We start from the raw sequence: 17,749 nt of genomic DNA, 5'->3' as shown, positions 1-17,749 counted from the left end.
CATCATCAATGTTGAATGATAAGCCGCCATCGCTGGCAAGCCAGCTCCCACAGGGGCCTGTGTCGATCAATAAAAGTCATAAACACAAACCCCGGCACATGGCCGGGGTTTGTGGTGTTCCCTTACAACCTTACACCAGCGCAGCAATCGCCGCGTTGAAGGTGTTGCTCGGGCGCATGGCCTGGCTGATCAGCTCGGCATTGGCGTGGTAGTAACCGCCGATGTCCACTGGCTTGCCCTGGACGGCGTTGAGCTCGGCAACGATGGTTGCCTCGTTCTCGGTCAGGGTGCTGGCCAGTTGGCTGAACTGCGCCTGCAGTGCAGTGTCTTCGCTCTGGGCGGCCAGGGCTTGTGCCCAGTACAGCGCCAGGTAGAAGTGGCTGCCGCGGTTGTCGATGTTGCCGACTTTGCGCGATGGCGACTTGTTGTTGTCGAGGAACTGGCCAGTAGCCTGGTCCAGGGTCTTGGCCAACACCAACGCTTTAGGGTTGTTGTAGGTCACGCCCAGGTGTTCCAGGGAAGCGGCCAGGGCCAGGAACTCGCCCAGCGAATCCCAACGCAGGAAGTTTTCTTCCAGCAGTTGTTGCACGTGCTTGGGTGCCGAACCGCCAGCGCCGGTTTCGAACAGGCCGCCACCGTTCATCAGCGGCACGATCGACAGCATCTTGGCGCTGGTGCCCAGTTCCATGATCGGGAACAGGTCAGTCAGGTAGTCGCGCAACACGTTGCCGGTCACCGAGATGGTGTCCTTGCCTTCGCGGGTGCGCTGCAGGGTGAACTTCATGGCGTCGACCGGTGCCATGATCTGGATATCCAGGCCGGCGGTGTCGTGGTCCTTCAGGTAAGCCTGGACCTTCTCGATCACCACGCCATCGTGGGCGCGCATTGGGTCCAGCCAGAAAATCGCTGGGGTGGCGCTGGCGCGAGCGCGGTTGACGGCCAGTTTGACCCAATCCTGGATCGGCGCGTCCTTGGTCTGGCACATGCGGAAGATGTCGCCGGCCTCAACCGGTTGCTCCAGCAGGGTGCGGCCAGCGCTGTCGGAAACACGAACCACACCGTCAGCCTTGATTTGGAAGGTCTTGTCGTGGGAACCGTATTCTTCGGCTTTTTTCGCCATCAGGCCAACGTTTGGCACGCTGCCCATGGTGGTTGGGTCGAAGGCGCCATTGACCTTGCAGTCTTCGATCACGGCCTGGTAGATGGTGGCGTAGCAGCGATCCGGGATCACGGCCTTGGTGTCGTGCAGTTGGCCGTCGGTGCCCCACATTTTGCCGGAGTCACGGATCATGGCCGGCATCGATGCGTCGACGATCACGTCGCTTGGCACGTGCAGGTTGGTGATGCCTTTGTCGGAGTTGACCATCGCCAGGGAAGGGCGAGCGGCGTAGACCGCCTGGATGTCAGCTTCGATCTGCGCTTGCTGGTCGGCCGGCAGGGCCTTGATGCGAGCGTACAGGTCGCCGATACCGTTGTTCAGGTTGAAGCCGATCTGGGCCAGCACGTCTGCGTGCTTGGCCAGGGCGTCTTTATAGAACTCGGCAACGATCTGGCCGAACATGATCGGGTCGGAGACCTTCATCATGGTGGCTTTGAGGTGGACCGACAGCAGTACACCCTTGGCCTTGGCGTCTTCGATCTCGGCGGCGATGAAGCTGCGCAGGGCGTTTTTGCTCATGACTGCGCAATCGAGGATCTCACCGGCTTGCACGGTGGTCTTGGCCTTCAGGACGGTGGCGGTGCCGTCCTGGGCGATCAGTTCGATTTTCACGGCGTCAGCGGCGTCGATCAGGGCGGCCTTTTCGCTGCCGTAGAAATCGCCGGTGCTCATGTGCGCAATGTGGGACTTGGAGTCCTTGGCCCATGCGCCCATTTTGTGCGGGTGCTTGCGTGCGTAGTTCTTGACCGACAGCGGTGCGCGACGGTCGGAGTTGCCTTCACGCAGAACCGGGTTTACCGCGCTGCCCTTGATCTTGTCGTAACGAGCCTTGGCGTCTTTGTCGGCATCGCTGGTCACGGTTTCCGGGTAGTCCGGCAGTGCATAGCCCTGGGCTTGCAACTCTTTGATCGCGGCCTGCAGTTGCGGTACCGAAGCACTGATGTTCGGCAGCTTGATGATGTTGGCTTCAGGCGTAACGGCCAGGGCGCCCAGTTCGGCGAGGTGGTCGGCTACGGCTTTGTCACCCAGTTGCTCGGGGAAGCTTGCCAGGATGCGCCCTGCAAGGGAGATATCGCGGGTTTCCACGGCAATATCGGCGGAAGCGGTAAAGGCTTCTACGATCGGGAGCAGGGAATAGGTGGCGAGGGCGGGAGCTTCGTCGGTGAAGGTGTAGATGATCTTCGAGCGGGTGGGCATATTCGGATTAACTCTCTTCTTTGCTAAAAGCGTGCGCGGAAATTCGAGGGGCGCCGGGTAAGCGCGTTCGTTCAAAGTCATCCATGAGCCGAATGTCGAGATTTCGTCGCGGTGATGTTGGGTGCATCAGTCGAGCGTCAAGCGCTCGGGTTGCGGTAACAACCCGGCTTTTCGGGCCGAAACTCTTGTAGTAGAGGGCTCGGCCGTCGTGACTCTGTGGTCAGCGGCGGCATTATACATAGGTAGCTGGCAAAACGCCGATGGTTCATACACCTCCGGTCTCGTCCATTGGTCTAAAGGTCGCACCCGGTGCTGCGGCGTAGAGTCGCTCCATGTGCTTGAGTTTGGCAGTTTCCCCTTTGCTTTCAGGCTTGTAGGCCGCGAACTGGTTAGCTTGGCGGCAGATGAGTGGAACATGAGGTTCCCGTGCAGATTCAACTGGGGTACGCTCGAACGCAGCCAGATGTTCAATCCACACAACGGAGTTCAGCATGGGATACAAGAAGATTCAGGTTCCAGCAGTCGGCGACAAAATCACCGTCAATGCAGACCATTCTCTCAATGTTCCTAACAACCCGATCATCCCTTTCATTGAAGGTGATGGTATTGGTGTTGATATCAGCCCGGTCATGATCAAGGTTGTCGATGCTGCTGTTAAGAAGGCTTACGGCGGCGAACGCAAGATTTCCTGGATGGAAGTGTATGCCGGGGAAAAAGCGACTCAGGTTTACGATCAGGACACCTGGCTGCCTCAGGAAACCCTGGACGCAGTCAAGGATTACGTGGTTTCCATCAAGGGCCCGCTGACCACCCCGGTCGGTGGCGGTATCCGTTCGTTGAACGTGGCCCTGCGTCAGCAACTCGACCTTTACGTCTGCCTGCGCCCGGTGCGCTGGTTCGAAGGTGTACCAAGCCCGGTGAAGAAGCCAGGCGACGTCGACATGACCATCTTCCGTGAGAACTCGGAAGACATCTATGCCGGTATCGAGTGGAAAGCCGGCTCGCCGGAAGCGACCAAGGTCATCAAGTTCCTGAAAGAGGAAATGGGTGTCACCAAGATCCGTTTCGACGAAAACTGCGGCATCGGCGTCAAGCCGGTTTCCCTGGAAGGCACCAAGCGTCTGGCGCGCAAAGCCCTGCAATATGTGGTCGACAATGATCGCGACTCGCTGACCATCGTCCACAAAGGCAACATCATGAAGTTCACCGAAGGTGCCTTCAAGGAATGGGCCTACGAAGTGGCGGCCGAAGAGTTCGGCGCGACCCTGCTCGACGGCGGTCCGTGGATGCAGTTCAAGAACCCGAAAACTGGCAAGAACGTCATCGTCAAGGATGCTATCGCCGATGCCATGCTCCAGCAGATCCTGCTGCGCCCGGCAGAATACGACGTGATTGCGACCCTGAACCTGAACGGCGACTACCTGTCCGACGCCCTGGCGGCTGAAGTCGGCGGTATCGGTATCGCGCCAGGTGCCAACCTGTCCGACACCGTGGCCATGTTCGAAGCCACTCACGGCACTGCGCCGAAGTACGCCGGCAAGGACCAGGTCAACCCGGGCTCGCTGATCCTGTCCGCGGAAATGATGCTGCGCCACATGGGCTGGACCGAAGCGGCCGACCTGATCATCAAGGGCACCAATGGCGCCATCTCGGCCAAGACCGTGACCTATGACTTCGAACGCCTGATGGAAGGCGCCAAGTTGCTGTCTTCTTCGGCGTTTGGCGATGCCCTGATCTCGCACATGTGAGCTGAGCGGCATTAAACAAAAACCGGCCGGCTCAAGTGATTGAGTCGGCCGGTTTTTTTATGCAAAACCTGCGGTCGGTGAGGGTCTCAGGCGGTAACGGAGTGTTCTTGCGGGGTGGTGTCGATTGCGCTGGCGTCAATGGCGGCACCGATGTTCACGGCGTGCAGGCCCTTGGGGCCCTGGATGATCTCGAAGACCACCGCCTGGCCGGCCTTCAAGGTTTTGTATCCCTCCATCTGGATCGCCGAGTAGTGGGCGAACAGATCGTCCGTTTTGCCGTCTTCATTGATGAAACCGTAACCCTTGGCATTGTTGAACCACTTGACCTTGCCATTGATCTTGACGCCTGACATACCCAACTCCCTCTGCAACAGACTCCATCACTGGAGTATCATCCAGTTGATCCTGCTCAAATCCTGCAAATAGGGTTTGACGGCACGGACCTTTTTTACCCACTGTGGGCTCTATTGGTTGTAACACTGATTTGCCGATAGTCAAGGCGACCGGACAGTCAGAGTTGAAAAGCTCTGGGACCGCCCCCACCACTGTATTCAGCTCAACAGACGAACCTTTCTTTCCATGCATGCAATCAGCCAGATTCGACTAACATTCAATCAGGATCGCCCGGATTCACACGACGACGATTCCGCAGGCATTGCTGTACAGGAGGCAAAGCCTGCTTTACAGGCGCCGCCGATGTACAAGGTGGTTTTGTTCAATGATGACTACACACCGATGGATTTCGTCGTCGAAGTGCTCGAGGTGTTTTTTAACCTGAATCGTGAGCTGGCGACCAAGGTAATGCTGGCCGTCCACACAGAAGGACGGGCAGTATGCGGATTGTTTACCCGTGACATCGCCGAGACCAAGGCCATGCAGGTCAACCAGTACGCCAGGGAAAGCCAGCATCCGCTACTCTGTGAAATCGAGAAGGACGGTTAACGCCGACCACTTGGGTATGAGGTGAAGCTATGTTAAACCGCGAGCTCGAAGTCACCCTCAATCTCGCCTTCAAGGAGGCGCGTTCGAAACGTCATGAGTTCATGACCGTCGAACACCTCCTGTTGGCACTATTGGATAATGAGGCAGCCGCCACCGTTTTGCGTGCCTGCGGCGCAAACCTCGACAAACTCAAGCACGACCTGCAGGAGTTCATCGACTCCACCACGCCTTTGATTCCCGTCCATGACGAGGATCGTGAAACCCAGCCAACCCTGGGCTTCCAGCGTGTACTGCAACGTGCTGTCTTCCATGTGCAGAGCTCGGGCAAGCGTGAAGTGACCGGCGCCAACGTGCTGGTCGCGATCTTCAGTGAGCAAGAGAGTCAGGCGGTGTTCCTGCTGAAACAGCAGAGCGTTGCCCGCATTGATGTCGTCAACTACATCGCCCACGGCATTTCCAAAGTGCCGGGGCATGGCGATCACTCTGAAGGTGAGCAAGATATGCAGGACGAGGAAGGTGGTGAATCTTCTTCTTCAAGCAATCCGCTGGACGCTTATGCCAGCAACCTCAACGAACTGGCCCGCCAGGGTCGTATCGACCCGCTGGTCGGGCGTGAAATGGAAGTTGAGCGAGTGGCGCAGATTCTCGCGCGCCGGCGCAAGAACAACCCGTTGCTGGTGGGCGAGGCAGGCGTGGGTAAAACCGCGATTGCCGAAGGCCTGGCCAAGCGCATTGTCGACAACCAGGTGCCTGATCTGTTGGCCAATGCCGTGGTCTACTCCCTGGATCTCGGTGCGCTGCTGGCAGGTACCAAGTACCGTGGCGATTTCGAGAAGCGCTTCAAGGCGCTGCTCAATGAGCTGAAAAAACGTCCGCAGGCCATTCTGTTCATCGACGAAATCCACACCATCATTGGTGCGGGTGCCGCCTCTGGTGGCGTCATGGACGCTTCGAACCTGCTCAAGCCGCTGCTGTCGTCGGGTGATATCCGCTGCATCGGTTCGACCACGTTCCAGGAATTTCGCGGGATCTTCGAAAAAGACCGCGCCCTGGCACGACGTTTCCAGAAGGTCGATGTGTCGGAGCCTTCGGTGGAAGACACCATTGGCATCCTGCGCGGCCTCAAGGGTCGTTTCGAAGCGCACCACAACATCGAATACAGTGATGAGGCCTTGCGCGCCGCTGCCGAACTGGCCTCGCGCTACATCAACGACCGGCACATGCCGGACAAGGCCATCGACGTGATCGACGAGGCGGGCGCCTACCAGCGTCTGCAGCCGGTCGAGAAACGCGTGAAACGCATCGAGGTGCCTCAGGTCGAGGACATCGTGGCGAAAATCGCGCGGATTCCGCCTAAGCATGTCACCAGTTCCGACAAGGAGCTGCTGCGCAACCTTGAGCGTGACCTCAAGCTGACGGTATTTGGCCAGGATGCCGCGATCGACTCGCTGTCGACTGCGATCAAACTGTCCCGTGCCGGTCTCAAGTCGCCGGACAAGCCAGTGGGCTCATTCCTGTTCGCCGGTCCGACCGGTGTCGGCAAGACCGAGGCGGCTCGCCAACTGGCGAAGGCGCTGGGGATCGAGCTGGTGCGGTTCGACATGTCCGAGTACATGGAGCGTCACACCGTATCGCGCCTGATCGGTGCGCCGCCGGGTTACGTCGGGTTCGACCAGGGCGGTCTGTTGACCGAAGCCATCACCAAGCAGCCGCATTGCGTGTTGTTGCTCGATGAGATCGAGAAGGCGCATCCGGAAGTCTTCAACCTGCTGCTGCAGGTCATGGATCACGGTACGCTGACCGATAACAACGGACGCAAGGCGGACTTCCGCAACGTGATCGTGATCATGACGACCAACGCCGGCGCCGAAACTGCGGCCCGTGCGTCGATCGGCTTCACCCATCAGGACCACTCGTCCGATGCGATGGAAGTGATCAAGAAGAGCTTCACGCCGGAGTTCCGTAACCGTCTGGACACCATTATCCAGTTTGGTCGCCTCAGTCATGAGGTCATCAAAAGTGTGGTGGACAAGTTCCTTACCGAGCTTCAAGCGCAGTTGGAAGACAAGCGCGTGCAGCTGGAAGTGACCGATGCCGCACGCAGCTGGCTGGCGGCGGGTGGCTACGATTCGGCAATGGGCGCTCGTCCAATGGCCCGTTTGATCCAGGACAAGATCAAGCGTCCGCTGGCGGAGGAGATCCTGTTTGGCGAGTTGGCCGATCATGGTGGCGTGGTGCATATCGATATCAAGGACGGCGAGCTGACCTTCGATTTCGAGACCACGGCGGAAATGGCCTGACGGTTGGTTGTGTTAGAGCAGAAGGCGCCGGGAGGCGCCTTTTTGCTGTGTGGGGTTTGCTGCTTGGGGTTTGGGGGTTTGGGGGCATATCCGTTGCTGCGGTAACGGCGGCTTAGGGTTTCGCCCTTACGGCGAGGCACTTTTGTCAAACGACACAAAAGTACCCAAAAAGTCTTGCCCCAGCGTTCGGCCCCTCGCCAAGGCTCGGGGTCCCTTCGCTACGGTGCCCATCAGGGGGCATCGCCTACGGTTTGCTTCGCTGCACCTCCTCTCGATGCATGCGGCTTCGCCGCACGGCGCTACGCGCCTCCCCCCTGATGGACACCTTCGCTCAGCCTGCCGAAGGGGCGGGTGGATCAAGATCAAGAGCAAAAGCACGGCGACCTGACAGTCGGCCTGAGTGGTAAGAGCGAACGAGGCGGCCTACCGGCCGGCCTGTTTGCCCTGCGTACAAATCCCCCTTGTGGGAGCGAGCTTGCTCGCGATGGCGATCCGCGCCACACCGTTGGCATTGGCATTGGCATTGGCATTGGCGTTTGCTTTGCTTTGCTTTGCTTTGCTTTGCTTTGCTTTGGCTCTTGATCTTTCGCCCCTTCGGCAGGCCGAGCGAAGGTGTCCATCAGGGGGATAGGCGCGTAGCGCCGTGCGGCGAAGCCGCACACATCGAGAGGAGGTGCAGCGAAGCAAACCGTAGGCGATGCCCCCTGATGGATACCGTAGCGAGGGAACACTGAGCCTTGGCGAAGTGCCGTACGCTGGGGCGAAGCCTTTTGCTTACTTTTCGGCGTTTGGAAAAGTGAGTCGCTGTAAGAGCCAGCCCTTTCAAGGTCTTTTGACTTTAGCGGCCTTGAGCACCCGATCCGTCGACACGTGGGCATTCGCGGCTTTGCCTTCAAGCCACTCCTTTGGTTTGGGCACCTTCGGACCTCGTTTACTCTTGACGACCGCTTTGGGCTGGATGTTTCGAGCGAGTGCAAGCAGATACTGAGCCAGCCCTCCTGCGGGGATCGGAATGGATGAGTGTTCTGCTGGCAGGGCTATTTGCATACCCTCGTAACCGCTGCGTACCTGTACCGTCAGGTGGAAAATCGATGCTTCCCAATCGTCGGGCAGGGTCTGGCGATGAGCCTGTTCAACGCTGTGCTTGAGCACGGCCAAGACGTTGTAAGCCAACACGGCCGACGCAAATCCCAGCAGGGCGGCCTTAGGGTTGCCCAAGGTTTCGATTTCGCTGTCCAGCACCGATTCCAGACGCTGGAACATCCCTTCGATGCTCCAGCGACGGCGGTACAAATCGGCGATTTGCTCGGCACTGATGGAGTCGGGCAAGTTGCTCCAGAACAACAGCGTGGTGTCGCCAGATTCGGTGGGGTTTTGCAGATTCAGTTCGACACGCCGCCACTGGCGACCACCTTTGACCTCGATGATTTGCTCGCGCACGCTGCCTACCCCGACCGCGACAGACTCCTGCCAGTCGCTTTCCTTAAGTAGACGTGGATGCTTGCTCGGTTCGCGAATGATGAACGAGGCTCCGGACTCTTCGCAGGCGTCCATGACGGGGAGCGTGCAATAGAGTCGATCAGCCATCCACAGCTGCCCCGCACAGGCTTTTTCCAGCAACGGCAGAACGCTGACGCGCTCACTGGCATAGGCATCTTCACAGGGCTGAAGATCGACGACCTGATCCAGATCGGGGTCGTAAACCACTACTGAAAAACCAGGCCGGGCGGCCCCTCGTTCACGGCGCAAAGCGCCCAGGCGTTTTTCGCTGGAAGGCAGGTGATTGCCGTCGACGACCCGCAGTTGCCAGCCAGGCAAAATGGCTGAGTGCCCCAGCTCTTTTATCGTCGGGGCCAAGCGCTCTGCGCTGCCGGTGACCAGGGCGCGCAGCAGCGCAGGTTCTGTGCGGCTGACCTTGTCATACAGCGCCGCCAAGCTGACGGGAAGATCCTCCATCTGCCGTGCAGCAGCATGTAGCGATGGTCGCAAGCCCAATGAAACAAGGGACATCAGTTCAACGATGGTTGAGAACAGAAGCTCACGCGGGTATTGCCGCTGACGATGTTCTTCGAACACCTGATCGACCCATGTGGCAGGAACAGCCTGCTCCAGTATCACTCTGGTCATGACACTGGCCGGTGTTTTTTTCTCAAACCGCGCTAGAACTTCTGCCCACATCGCTTTCGTCACCCTGACTGGAGTTTTGGGGGATTTTATCAAAGACCTTGAAAGGGCTGGCTGTAAGAGCGAACCCGCCGGCGGCCGTAACCGCAGAAACGGATATGTACTCAATCTACACAAACAACAGACAAACAAAAACGCCCGGCATAAACCGGGCGTTTTGTATTGACTTGATTAGCGAGCGCGGTAAGTGATGCGCCCTTTGCTCAAGTCATAGGGCGTCAGCTCGACGCGCACTTTGTCACCGGTAAGAATACGAATGTAGTTCTTGCGCATCTTGCCGGAAATATGCGCGGTTACGACGTGCCCATTTTCCAACTCCACACGAAACATGGTGTTGGGCAGGGTGTCGACGACAGTGCCTTCCATTTCGAAGCTGTCTTCTTTCGACATGCAGTAAAGCCCTCGGTGTCCAATGAATGGCCCGGTGCAACTGCGCCAGGCAAAAGCGGCGTGCATTGTGCCCGAAAAATGGGGTTTAAGCCAAGGGCTTTAGGGTTGACCCTAGTTCAGAACCACCCAGCGCTGGTTAATCAGCAGCTCTATGGGGCGATATTGGGTCTTGTAGTTCATTTTTTTGCAGTTCTTGATCCAGTACCCCAGGTACACCGCATCCAGCCCCAGGCGGCTGGCCTCGCCGATTTGCCAGAGGATCGCGTAGCGTCCCAGGCTGCGGCGCTCTTCTGCGGGCTCGTAGAAGGTGTAGACCGCGGATAAACCATTGGGCAGCAGATCCGTCACGGCGATGGCCAGCAGCCGGCCTTCCAGGCGGAACTCGTAGAACCGGGAAAAGGGCAGGTCGCGCACCAGGAAGGTGGAAAACTGATCGCGACTGGGCGGGTACATGTCGCCATCGGCATGCCGCTGTTCGATGTAGCGCTGGTAAAGGTCGAAGTATTCTTCGCTGAAGCCTGGTTTGGCCGGGCGTACCTGCAAGTCGGCGTTGCGCTTGAAAATGCGTTTCTGCTGCCGGTTGGGGGTAAATTGCGCCACGGGGATGCGCGCAGGCACGCACGCGTTGCAGTTCTGGCAATGGGGCCGGTACAGGTGATCGCCGCTGCGCCGAAAACCCATTTCCGACAGGTCTGCGTAGACATGCACATCCATGGGCTGGCTAGGGTCGAGGAACAGCGTGGTCGCCTGCTCCTCTGGCAGATAGCTGCAAGAATGGGGCTGAGTGGCATAAAACTTGAGACGCGCCAACTCGGTCATGGATCAACCCTCGGGGGTAAGCCGTTCAATTAAGTGTAAGCCACAGGCGTCAAAGTCGCCTGATAAACCCATGTGGCGCGGTTGGGCTGATCGAGGTGGCGGGCCAGATAATCGGCGAACTCCCGGCGCGCAATCGAGCGGGCGCCCAGGCTGTGCAGGTGGTCGGTGGGCATCTGGCAGTCGATGAGGACAAAACCGGCCTCCCGCAGGTGCTGCACCAGGCTGGCAAAGCCAACCTTGGAGGCGTTGTCGGCGCGGCTGAACATCGACTCGCCGAAAAACAACTGGCCCATGGCTAGGCCGTACAGGCCGCCCACCAGCACGTCCTGGTCCCAGACTTCCACGCTGTGGGCGTGGCCGCGGGCGTGTAGCTCTCGGTAGGCGTCCTGCATGGCGTCGGTGATCCAGGTACCGTCGGCATAGTCCCGGGGCGCTGCGCAGGCGCTGATCACGGCGGCGAAGTCCTGGTCGAACGTCACTCGGTAGCGTTGCTGGCGCAGCAGTTTGCCGAGGCTGCGCGAGATATGCAGTTCGTCGGGAAACAACACCGTGCGCGGATCGGGAGACCACCACAGGATCGGCTGGCCTTCGGAAAACCAGGGGAAGCAGCCGTGGCGATAGGCTTGGACCAGGCGATCGGCAGACAGGTCGCCACCGGCGGCGAGCAAGCCGTTGGGCTCGCGCATGGCTTTTTCCAGCGGTGGGAAATTCAGGGAGTCGCGTTGTAACCAGGTCAGCATGGTATCCAGCTTGCAGTAGGGGAGGGCAGCGGCAGCGCCGGGCTGCCGCTCATCATCCGGGTCAGTTGTCGTCGAGGTATTTTTCAGCGTCCAGCGCCGCCATGCAACCCGCGCCGGCAGATGTCACTGCCTGGCGGTACACATGGTCGGCTACGTCGCCTGCGGCAAACACCCCGGCAATCGCGGTGGCGGTGGCATTGCCCTCACTGCCGCCCTGGACCCGCAAGTAGCCATCATGCATCGGTAACTGGCCCTGGAACAGCTCGGTATTGGGTTTGTGGCCAATAGCAATGAAGACTCCGGCCAGGGGCAGCTCACGGGTTTGCCCGCTCAGGCTGTCCCGCAGGCGGGCGCCGGTCACGCCGCTGGCATCGCCGAGGACTTCGTCCAGGTTCTGGTTCCAGTGCAGGCGGATATTGCCGTTGGCGGCTTTTTCGAACAATTTGTCCTGGAGGATTTTTTCCGAACGCAACTTGTCGCGACGGTGAATCAGGTGCACTTCCCGGGCAATGTTGGACAGATACAAAGCCTCCTCGACCGCGGTATTGCCGCCACCCACGACGGCGACCACTTGGTTGCGATAGAAGAACCCGTCGCAGGTCGCGCAGGCCGAGACCCCCTTGCCGGCAAAGGCCTCTTCCGACGGCAGTCCCAGGTACTGCGCCGAGGCGCCAGTGGCGATGATCAAGGCATCGCAGGTGTAGGTGGCGCTGTCGCCAATCAGCTGGAACGGGCGTTGCTGCAACTTGGCGGTATGGATGTGGTCGTAGACGATCTGTGTGTCAAAACGCTCGGCGTGTTTTTGCATGCGTTCCATGAGTGCCGGGCCGGTCAGGCCTTCGACGTCGCCGGGCCAGTTGTCGACTTCGACCGTAGTGGTGAGCTGGCCACCAGCCTGCATGCCGGTGATGACCACCGGTTTGAGGTTGGCGCGGGCGGCATAAACGGCAGCGCTGTAACCGGCAGGACCGGAACCCAGAATGATCAGGCGTGAATGCTTCGCATCGCTCATAAAAACACCTCATAAGCCTTTGTCACAAAAGACAATGCATGCTCAAATTGAATCGCGTGCCAGAGACTTCTGGCTATGCTGTAGCCATGGACTTGAAGCATGGCATCGGCCGTACAAACCCGTACAATGCAAGGCTGTAACAATGCTTTACGGAAAAAAGCACAGCGTGCCGTGTTTATAAAAACCCAAGCGCAGTGTTAAAAGTAGTCCCAGTTGCGCCTCTACACTTTTTTACCTGCCTGGATTGGGCAGTTTTTTATAGTCATTCAACAGATGGACGCGCCCCTGGCGCAGGAAAAGTAGCGTTTTGAAGAAATCCACCGCAGCACCTAAACCAGTCGTTCCGCTTTGGCGTCAACACCTGCACTACCGACTCAAGGAAGGTGCGTTGATCGCCATCGGGGCCTTGTGCCTGTTCCTGATGATGGCCTTGCTGACCTATGGCAAGGACGATCCGGGCTGGAGCCACAACAGCAAGATCGATGACGTGCAGAACTTCGGCGGCCCGGCGGGCTCCTACAGCGCCGACATCCTGTTCATGGTGCTGGGGTATTTCGCCTATATCTTCCCGCTGTTGCTGGCGATCAAGACCTATCAGATCTTCCGCCAGCGCCACGATCCGTGGGAGTGGAGCGGCTGGCTGTTCTCCTGGCGCCTGATTGGCCTGGTGTTCCTGGTGTTGTCGGGCGCAGCCTTGGCCCACATCCATTTCCATGCCCCCACCGGCTTGCCGGCCGGCGCCGGTGGTGCGCTGGGCGAAAGCCTGGGTGAGTTGGCCAAGAATGCGCTGAACATCCAGGGCAGCACCCTGATGTTCATTGCGCTGTTCCTGTTCGGCCTGACCGTGTTTACCGACCTGTCGTGGTTCAAGGTAATGGACGTCACCGGCAAGATCACCCTCGACCTGTTCGAACTGTTCCAGGGTGCCGCCAATCGCTGGTGGGCCGCGCGTACCGAGCGCAAGCAACTGGTCGCGCAATTGCGTGAAGTGGATGATCGGGTGCATAGCGTCGTCGCACCGACCGTGACCGACAAACGCGAGCAGGCCAAGGTCAAGGAACGCTTGATCGAGCGCGAGCAGGCCCTGAGCAAGCACATGTCCGAACGCGAGAAACAGGTCCCGCCGGTGATCGCCCCGGCGCCACCGAAACCCGCCGCCCCAAGCAAGCGCGTGGAGAAAGAGAAGCAGGCGCCGTTGTTCGTCGACAGCGCCGTGGAAGGCACCTTGCCGCCGATCTCTATTCTCGACCCGGCGGAAAAGAAACAACTCAACTATTCGCCTGAGTCGCTGGCGGCGGTCGGGCATCTGCTGGAAATCAAACTCAAGGAGTTCGGGGTCGAGGTCTCGGTGGACTCGATTCACCCGGGTCCGGTGATTACCCGCTACGAAATCCAGCCGGCGGCGGGGGTCAAGGTCAGCCGTATTTCCAACCTGGCGAAAGACCTCGCGCGCTCGCTGGCTGTGACCAGTGTGCGGGTGGTGGAAGTGATTCCGGGCAAGACCACGGTCGGTATCGAGATTCCCAACGAAGACCGGCAGATCGTGCGCTTCTCCGAAGTGCTGTCGACCCCGGAATACGACAACTTCAAGTCGCCGGTGACCCTGGCCCTGGGCCACGACATCGGCGGCAAGCCGATCATCACCGACCTGGCCAAAATGCCGCACCTGCTGGTGGCTGGTACCACCGGTTCCGGTAAGTCGGTGGGGGTCAACGCAATGATCCTGTCGATCCTGTTCAAGTCCGGCCCGGAAGACGCCAAGCTGATCATGATCGACCCGAAAATGCTTGAATTGTCGATCTACGAAGGCATTCCGCACCTGCTCTGCCCGGTGGTCACCGACATGAAGGACGCCGCCAACGCCCTGCGCTGGAGCGTGGCCGAGATGGAGCGGCGCTACAAGCTGATGGCCAAGATGGGGGTGCGTAACCTGTCCGGTTTCAACCAGAAGGTGCGCGAGGCGCAAGAAGCCGGCACGCCGTTGACCGACCCACTGTACAACCGCGATAGCATTCACGACGAAGCGCCGCTGCTGACCAAGCTGCCGACCATCGTCGTGGTCGTCGACGAATTCGCCGACATGATGATGATCGTCGGCAAAAAAGTTGAAGAACTCATCGCTCGTATCGCGCAGAAAGCCCGTGCGGCCGGTATCCACCTGATTCTCGCGACCCAGCGTCCATCGGTGGACGTGATCACCGGTCTGATCAAGGCCAACATCCCGACGCGCATGGCGTTCCAGGTGTCGAGCAAGATCGACTCGCGGACCATCATCGACCAGGGCGGCGCCGAGCAACTGCTGGGCCACGGTGACATGCTCTACATGCCACCTGGCACCAGCCTGCCAATCCGGGTGCACGGTGCGTTCGTTTCCGATGACGAGGTTCACCGCGTGGTGGAGGCCTGGAAATTGCGCGGCGCTCCGGAATACAACGACGACATCCTCGCCGGTGTCGAAGAAGCCGGCAGCGGCTTTGAAAATGGCGGCGGCGGTGGTGACGATGACGCCGAAACCGATGCGCTCTACGACGAAGCCGTGCAGTTCGTGCTCGAAAGCCGCCGCGCGTCCATCTCGGCGGTGCAGCGCAAGCTCAAGATCGGCTACAACCGCGCGGCGCGCATGATCGAAGCCATGGAAATGGCCGGGGTCGTGACCTCCATGAATACCAACGGCTCGCGTGAAGTCCTGGCCCCTGGCCCGGTGCGCGACTGATCAGTGCCGCGTGACCTCACGCGGCGCGTCATTCAAACGAATCTCTATGAGGACTCCCATGCGTCTTATCCGCATGTTGCTGTTGCCGGTACTGGCTTTCACCACCCTCTCGGCCCATGCCGATGACAAGGACGTGGCGCGTCTGACTCAACTGCTGGAAAAGTCCCAGACCCTGAGTGCGCGTTTCTCCCAGCTGACCCTCGACGGCAGCGGTACCCAGTTGCAGGAAACCACCGGCCAGATGTCGCTGCAGCGCCCGGGCCTGTTCTACTGGCACACCGATGCGCCGCAGGAACAGTTGATGGTTTCCGATGGCAAGAAGGTCTCCCTGTGGGACCCGGACCTGGAGCAGGTCACCATCAAGACCCTCGACCAGCGCCTGACCCAGACCCCGGCGCTGCTGCTCTCCGGTGATGTGTCGAAGATCAGCCAGAGTTTTGATATCAGTGCCAAGGAAGCCGGCGGCGTGATCGATTTCACCCTCAAGCCGAAAACCAAGGACACCCTGTTCGACAACCTGCGCCTGTCGTTCCGTAATGGCCTGGTCAACGACATGCAACTGATCGACAGCGTCGGCCAGCGCACCAATATCCTGTTCACCGGTGTAAAAGCCAACGAGCCGATCCCGGCGTCCAAGTTCAAGTTCGACATCCCCAAGGGTGCCGATGTGATCCAGGAATAACCAGCCGCAAAACGCCTGTGGGAGCGGGCTTGCCCGCGATGGCGCCGGTACATCCAGCATTGATGTGACTGATGCGCCGCTTTCGCGGGCGAGCCCGCTCCCACAGGGATTGTGTTGTCAAGCACATCGACGTCAGGCCCCAGTGAGGTTTCAAACGTAGTCATGGATCTGTTTCGAAGTGCCCCGATCGCTCAGCCACTGGCCGCTCGCTTGCGCGCGGCGAACCTGGATGAGTACGTCGGCCAGGAACACCTGCTGGCCCGCGGCAAGCCCTTGCGCGAGGCGCTGGAGCAGGGTGCCCTGCATTCGATGATCTTCTGGGGACCGCCGGGTGTGGGCAAGACCACCCTGGCGCGTTTGCTCGCGGAAGTTTCGGATGCGCACTTCGAAACGGTTTCGGCGGTGCTGGCCGGGGTCAAGGAGATCCGCCAGGCAGTGGAAGTGGCCAAGCAGCAGGCTGGGCAATACGGCCGCCGCACCATCTTGTTCGTCGACGAAGTGCATCGCTTCAACAAGTCCCAACAGGATGCGTTCCTGCCCTATGTCGAGGACGGCACGCTGATTTTCATCGGCGCGACCACGGAAAACCCTTCGTTCGAACTCAATAACGCTTTGCTGTCGCGGGCACGCGTGTACGTGCTTAAAAGCCTCGACGAGACGGCCCTGCGCAAGCTGGTGCAGCGCGCGCTGACCGAAGAGCGGGGCCTGGGCAAGCGCAACCTGAGCCTCAGCGACGAAGGCTTCCAGATGCTGCTGTCGGCCGCCGACGGCGATGGTCGGCGTCTGCTCAACCTGCTGGAAAACGCCTCGGACCTGGCTGAAGACAACAGCGAAATCGGCACCGATCTCCTGCAAAGCTTGCTCGGTGACACTCGTCGTCGTTTCGACAAGGGCGGTGAAGCCTTCTACGACCAGATTTCCGCTTTACACAAATCGGTGCGTGGCTCCAACCCCGACGGCGCGCTGTACTGGTTCGCGCGCATGATCGACGGCGGTTGCGACCCGCTGTACCTGGCCCGGCGCGTGGTGCGCATGGCCAGCGAAGACATCGGCAATGCCGACCCGCGCGCCCTCAGCCTGTGCCTGGCGGCGTGGGAAGTGCAGGAGCGCCTGGGCAGCCCCGAAGGCGAACTGGCGGTGGCCCAGGCCATCACCTACCTGGCTTGCGCACCGAAAAGCAACGCGGTGTACATGGGCTTCAAGACTGCCCTGCGTGCCGCTGCCGAGCACGGTTCGCTGGAAGTGCCTCTGCACCTGCGCAATGCGCCGACCAAGCTGATGAAGCAATTGGGCTATGGTGACGAATACCGCTATGCCCACGACGAACCGGATGCTTATGCCGCCGGGGAAGACTATTTCCCGGAAGAGCTCGAGCCGATCCCGTTCTATCAACCGGTGCCCCGTGGCCTGGAGTTGAAAATCGGCGAGAAGCTCAATCACTTGGCAAAACTCGACCGTTTAAGCCCTAGGCAGCGGAGAAAATAGTGCTTGCACTGATTGTTGCGGTTTCCGTCGGCGGGGTGGCCGGCACGTTATTGCGCTTTGCCACCGGCAACTGGATCAACGCCAATTGGCCGCGGCACTTCTATAGCGCGACGCTGGCCGTTAATATCGTGGGCTGTCTGCTGATTGGCATTTTGTACGGCCTGTTTTTGACTCGCCCGGAAGTACCCCTGGAGGTGCGCGCCGGGTTGATGGTTGGCTTTCTTGGCGGCCTGACGACTTTTTCATCCTTTTCACTGGATACGGTGCGCTTGCTGGAAAGCGGGCAAGTGCCGCTGGCCCTGGGCTACGCGGCCATCAGCGTATTCGGCGGGCTGCTCGCGACCTGGGCTGGCCTGTCCCTGACCAAACTTTGATAAA

The 17,749-nt window shown here is 59.6% G+C and carries 14 protein-coding genes; 7 read left to right on the top strand and 7 right to left on the bottom strand.

Annotation, left to right across the window (positions count from 1 at the left end; all coding sequences use genetic code 11):
• Positions 1–130 precede the first annotated feature (130 nt).
• The gene (locus tag PspS04_RS17785; RefSeq protein ID WP_095165222.1) at positions 131–2,356 is read right to left on the bottom strand and encodes an NADP-dependent isocitrate dehydrogenase; all 2,226 of its coding nucleotides are present in this window, start codon (positions 2,354–2,356) and stop codon (positions 131–133) included.
• Between the two features lie 491 nt (positions 2,357–2,847).
• Between PspS04_RS17785 and icd the strand changes: the two genes are divergently transcribed.
• On the top strand, positions 2,848–4,104 hold the full coding sequence (gene icd / locus PspS04_RS17780; protein ID WP_007905029.1) for an NADP-dependent isocitrate dehydrogenase: 1,257 nt from the start codon (positions 2,848–2,850) through the stop codon (positions 4,102–4,104).
• Between the two features lie 86 nt (positions 4,105–4,190).
• On the opposite strand, the gene cspD is transcribed toward icd, so the two are convergent.
• Entirely contained in the window at positions 4,191–4,457 is a 267-nt protein-coding gene (cspD, locus tag PspS04_RS17775) for a cold shock domain-containing protein CspD (protein WP_159996936.1), read from the bottom strand.
• Positions 4,458–4,683: 226 nt separating this feature from the next.
• On the opposite strand from cspD, the gene clpS reads away from it, so the two are divergent.
• On the top strand, positions 4,684–5,046 hold the full coding sequence (gene clpS / locus PspS04_RS17770) for an ATP-dependent Clp protease adapter ClpS (RefSeq protein WP_093421263.1): 363 nt from the start codon (positions 4,684–4,686) through the stop codon (positions 5,044–5,046).
• A 29-nt stretch (positions 5,047–5,075) separates the two neighbouring features.
• Positions 5,076–7,346 carry an ATP-dependent Clp protease ATP-binding subunit ClpA gene (gene clpA, locus PspS04_RS17765; protein ID WP_095165219.1) on the top strand — a complete coding sequence of 757 codons (2,271 nt, stop codon included), beginning with the start codon at positions 5,076–5,078 and terminating at the stop codon, positions 7,344–7,346.
• An 822-nt stretch (positions 7,347–8,168) separates the two neighbouring features.
• Here the strand turns inward: clpA and PspS04_RS17760 are convergent.
• The 5 genes from PspS04_RS17760 to trxB form a co-directional block, all read right to left on the bottom strand.
• Positions 8,169–9,473, bottom strand: a complete 1,305-nt coding sequence (locus tag PspS04_RS17760) for an IS4 family transposase (RefSeq protein WP_159994352.1) — start codon at positions 9,471–9,473, stop codon at positions 8,169–8,171.
• A 228-nt stretch (positions 9,474–9,701) separates the two neighbouring features.
• Positions 9,702–9,920, bottom strand: coding sequence for a translation initiation factor IF-1 (infA, locus tag PspS04_RS17755; RefSeq protein ID WP_002553999.1), 219 nt, complete (start codon positions 9,918–9,920; stop codon positions 9,702–9,704).
• A gap of 111 nt (positions 9,921–10,031) precedes the next feature.
• Entirely contained in the window at positions 10,032–10,739 is a 708-nt protein-coding gene (locus PspS04_RS17750; protein ID WP_095165218.1) for an arginyltransferase, read from the bottom strand.
• Between the two features lie 29 nt (positions 10,740–10,768).
• On the bottom strand, positions 10,769–11,479 hold the full coding sequence (gene aat / locus PspS04_RS17745) for a leucyl/phenylalanyl-tRNA--protein transferase (RefSeq protein WP_159996934.1): 711 nt from the start codon (positions 11,477–11,479) through the stop codon (positions 10,769–10,771).
• 61 nt (positions 11,480–11,540) lie between these two features.
• Positions 11,541–12,491, bottom strand: a complete 951-nt coding sequence (trxB, locus tag PspS04_RS17740) for a thioredoxin-disulfide reductase (protein ID WP_159996932.1) — start codon at positions 12,489–12,491, stop codon at positions 11,541–11,543.
• Between the two features lie 307 nt (positions 12,492–12,798).
• Between trxB and ftsK the strand changes: the two genes are divergently transcribed.
• From ftsK to crcB, 4 genes are all read left to right on the top strand, one after another.
• A complete protein-coding gene (ftsK, locus tag PspS04_RS17735) occupies positions 12,799–15,204 on the top strand; it encodes a DNA translocase FtsK (protein WP_159996930.1) in 2,406 nt (801 codons plus the stop codon).
• Positions 15,205–15,262: 58 nt separating this feature from the next.
• Positions 15,263–15,886 carry an outer membrane lipoprotein chaperone LolA gene (gene lolA, locus PspS04_RS17730; protein WP_095165214.1) on the top strand — a complete coding sequence of 208 codons (624 nt, stop codon included), beginning with the start codon at positions 15,263–15,265 and terminating at the stop codon, positions 15,884–15,886.
• Between the two features lie 162 nt (positions 15,887–16,048).
• Complete coding sequence (locus PspS04_RS17725) at positions 16,049–17,371, top strand: replication-associated recombination protein A (protein WP_095165212.1); 1,323 nt, start codon at positions 16,049–16,051, stop codon at positions 17,369–17,371.
• Positions 17,371–17,745, top strand: coding sequence for a fluoride efflux transporter CrcB (gene crcB / locus PspS04_RS17720; RefSeq protein WP_095165211.1), 375 nt, complete (start codon positions 17,371–17,373; stop codon positions 17,743–17,745). The genes PspS04_RS17725 and crcB overlap by 1 nt, the downstream gene beginning before the upstream one ends.
• Positions 17,746–17,749 lie beyond the last annotated feature (4 nt).

The organism is Pseudomonas sp. S04 (assembly GCF_009834545.1).
GTDB lineage: Bacteria > Pseudomonadota > Gammaproteobacteria > Pseudomonadales > Pseudomonadaceae > Aquipseudomonas.
This window is presented reverse-complemented; position numbering and strand designations above follow the sequence as displayed.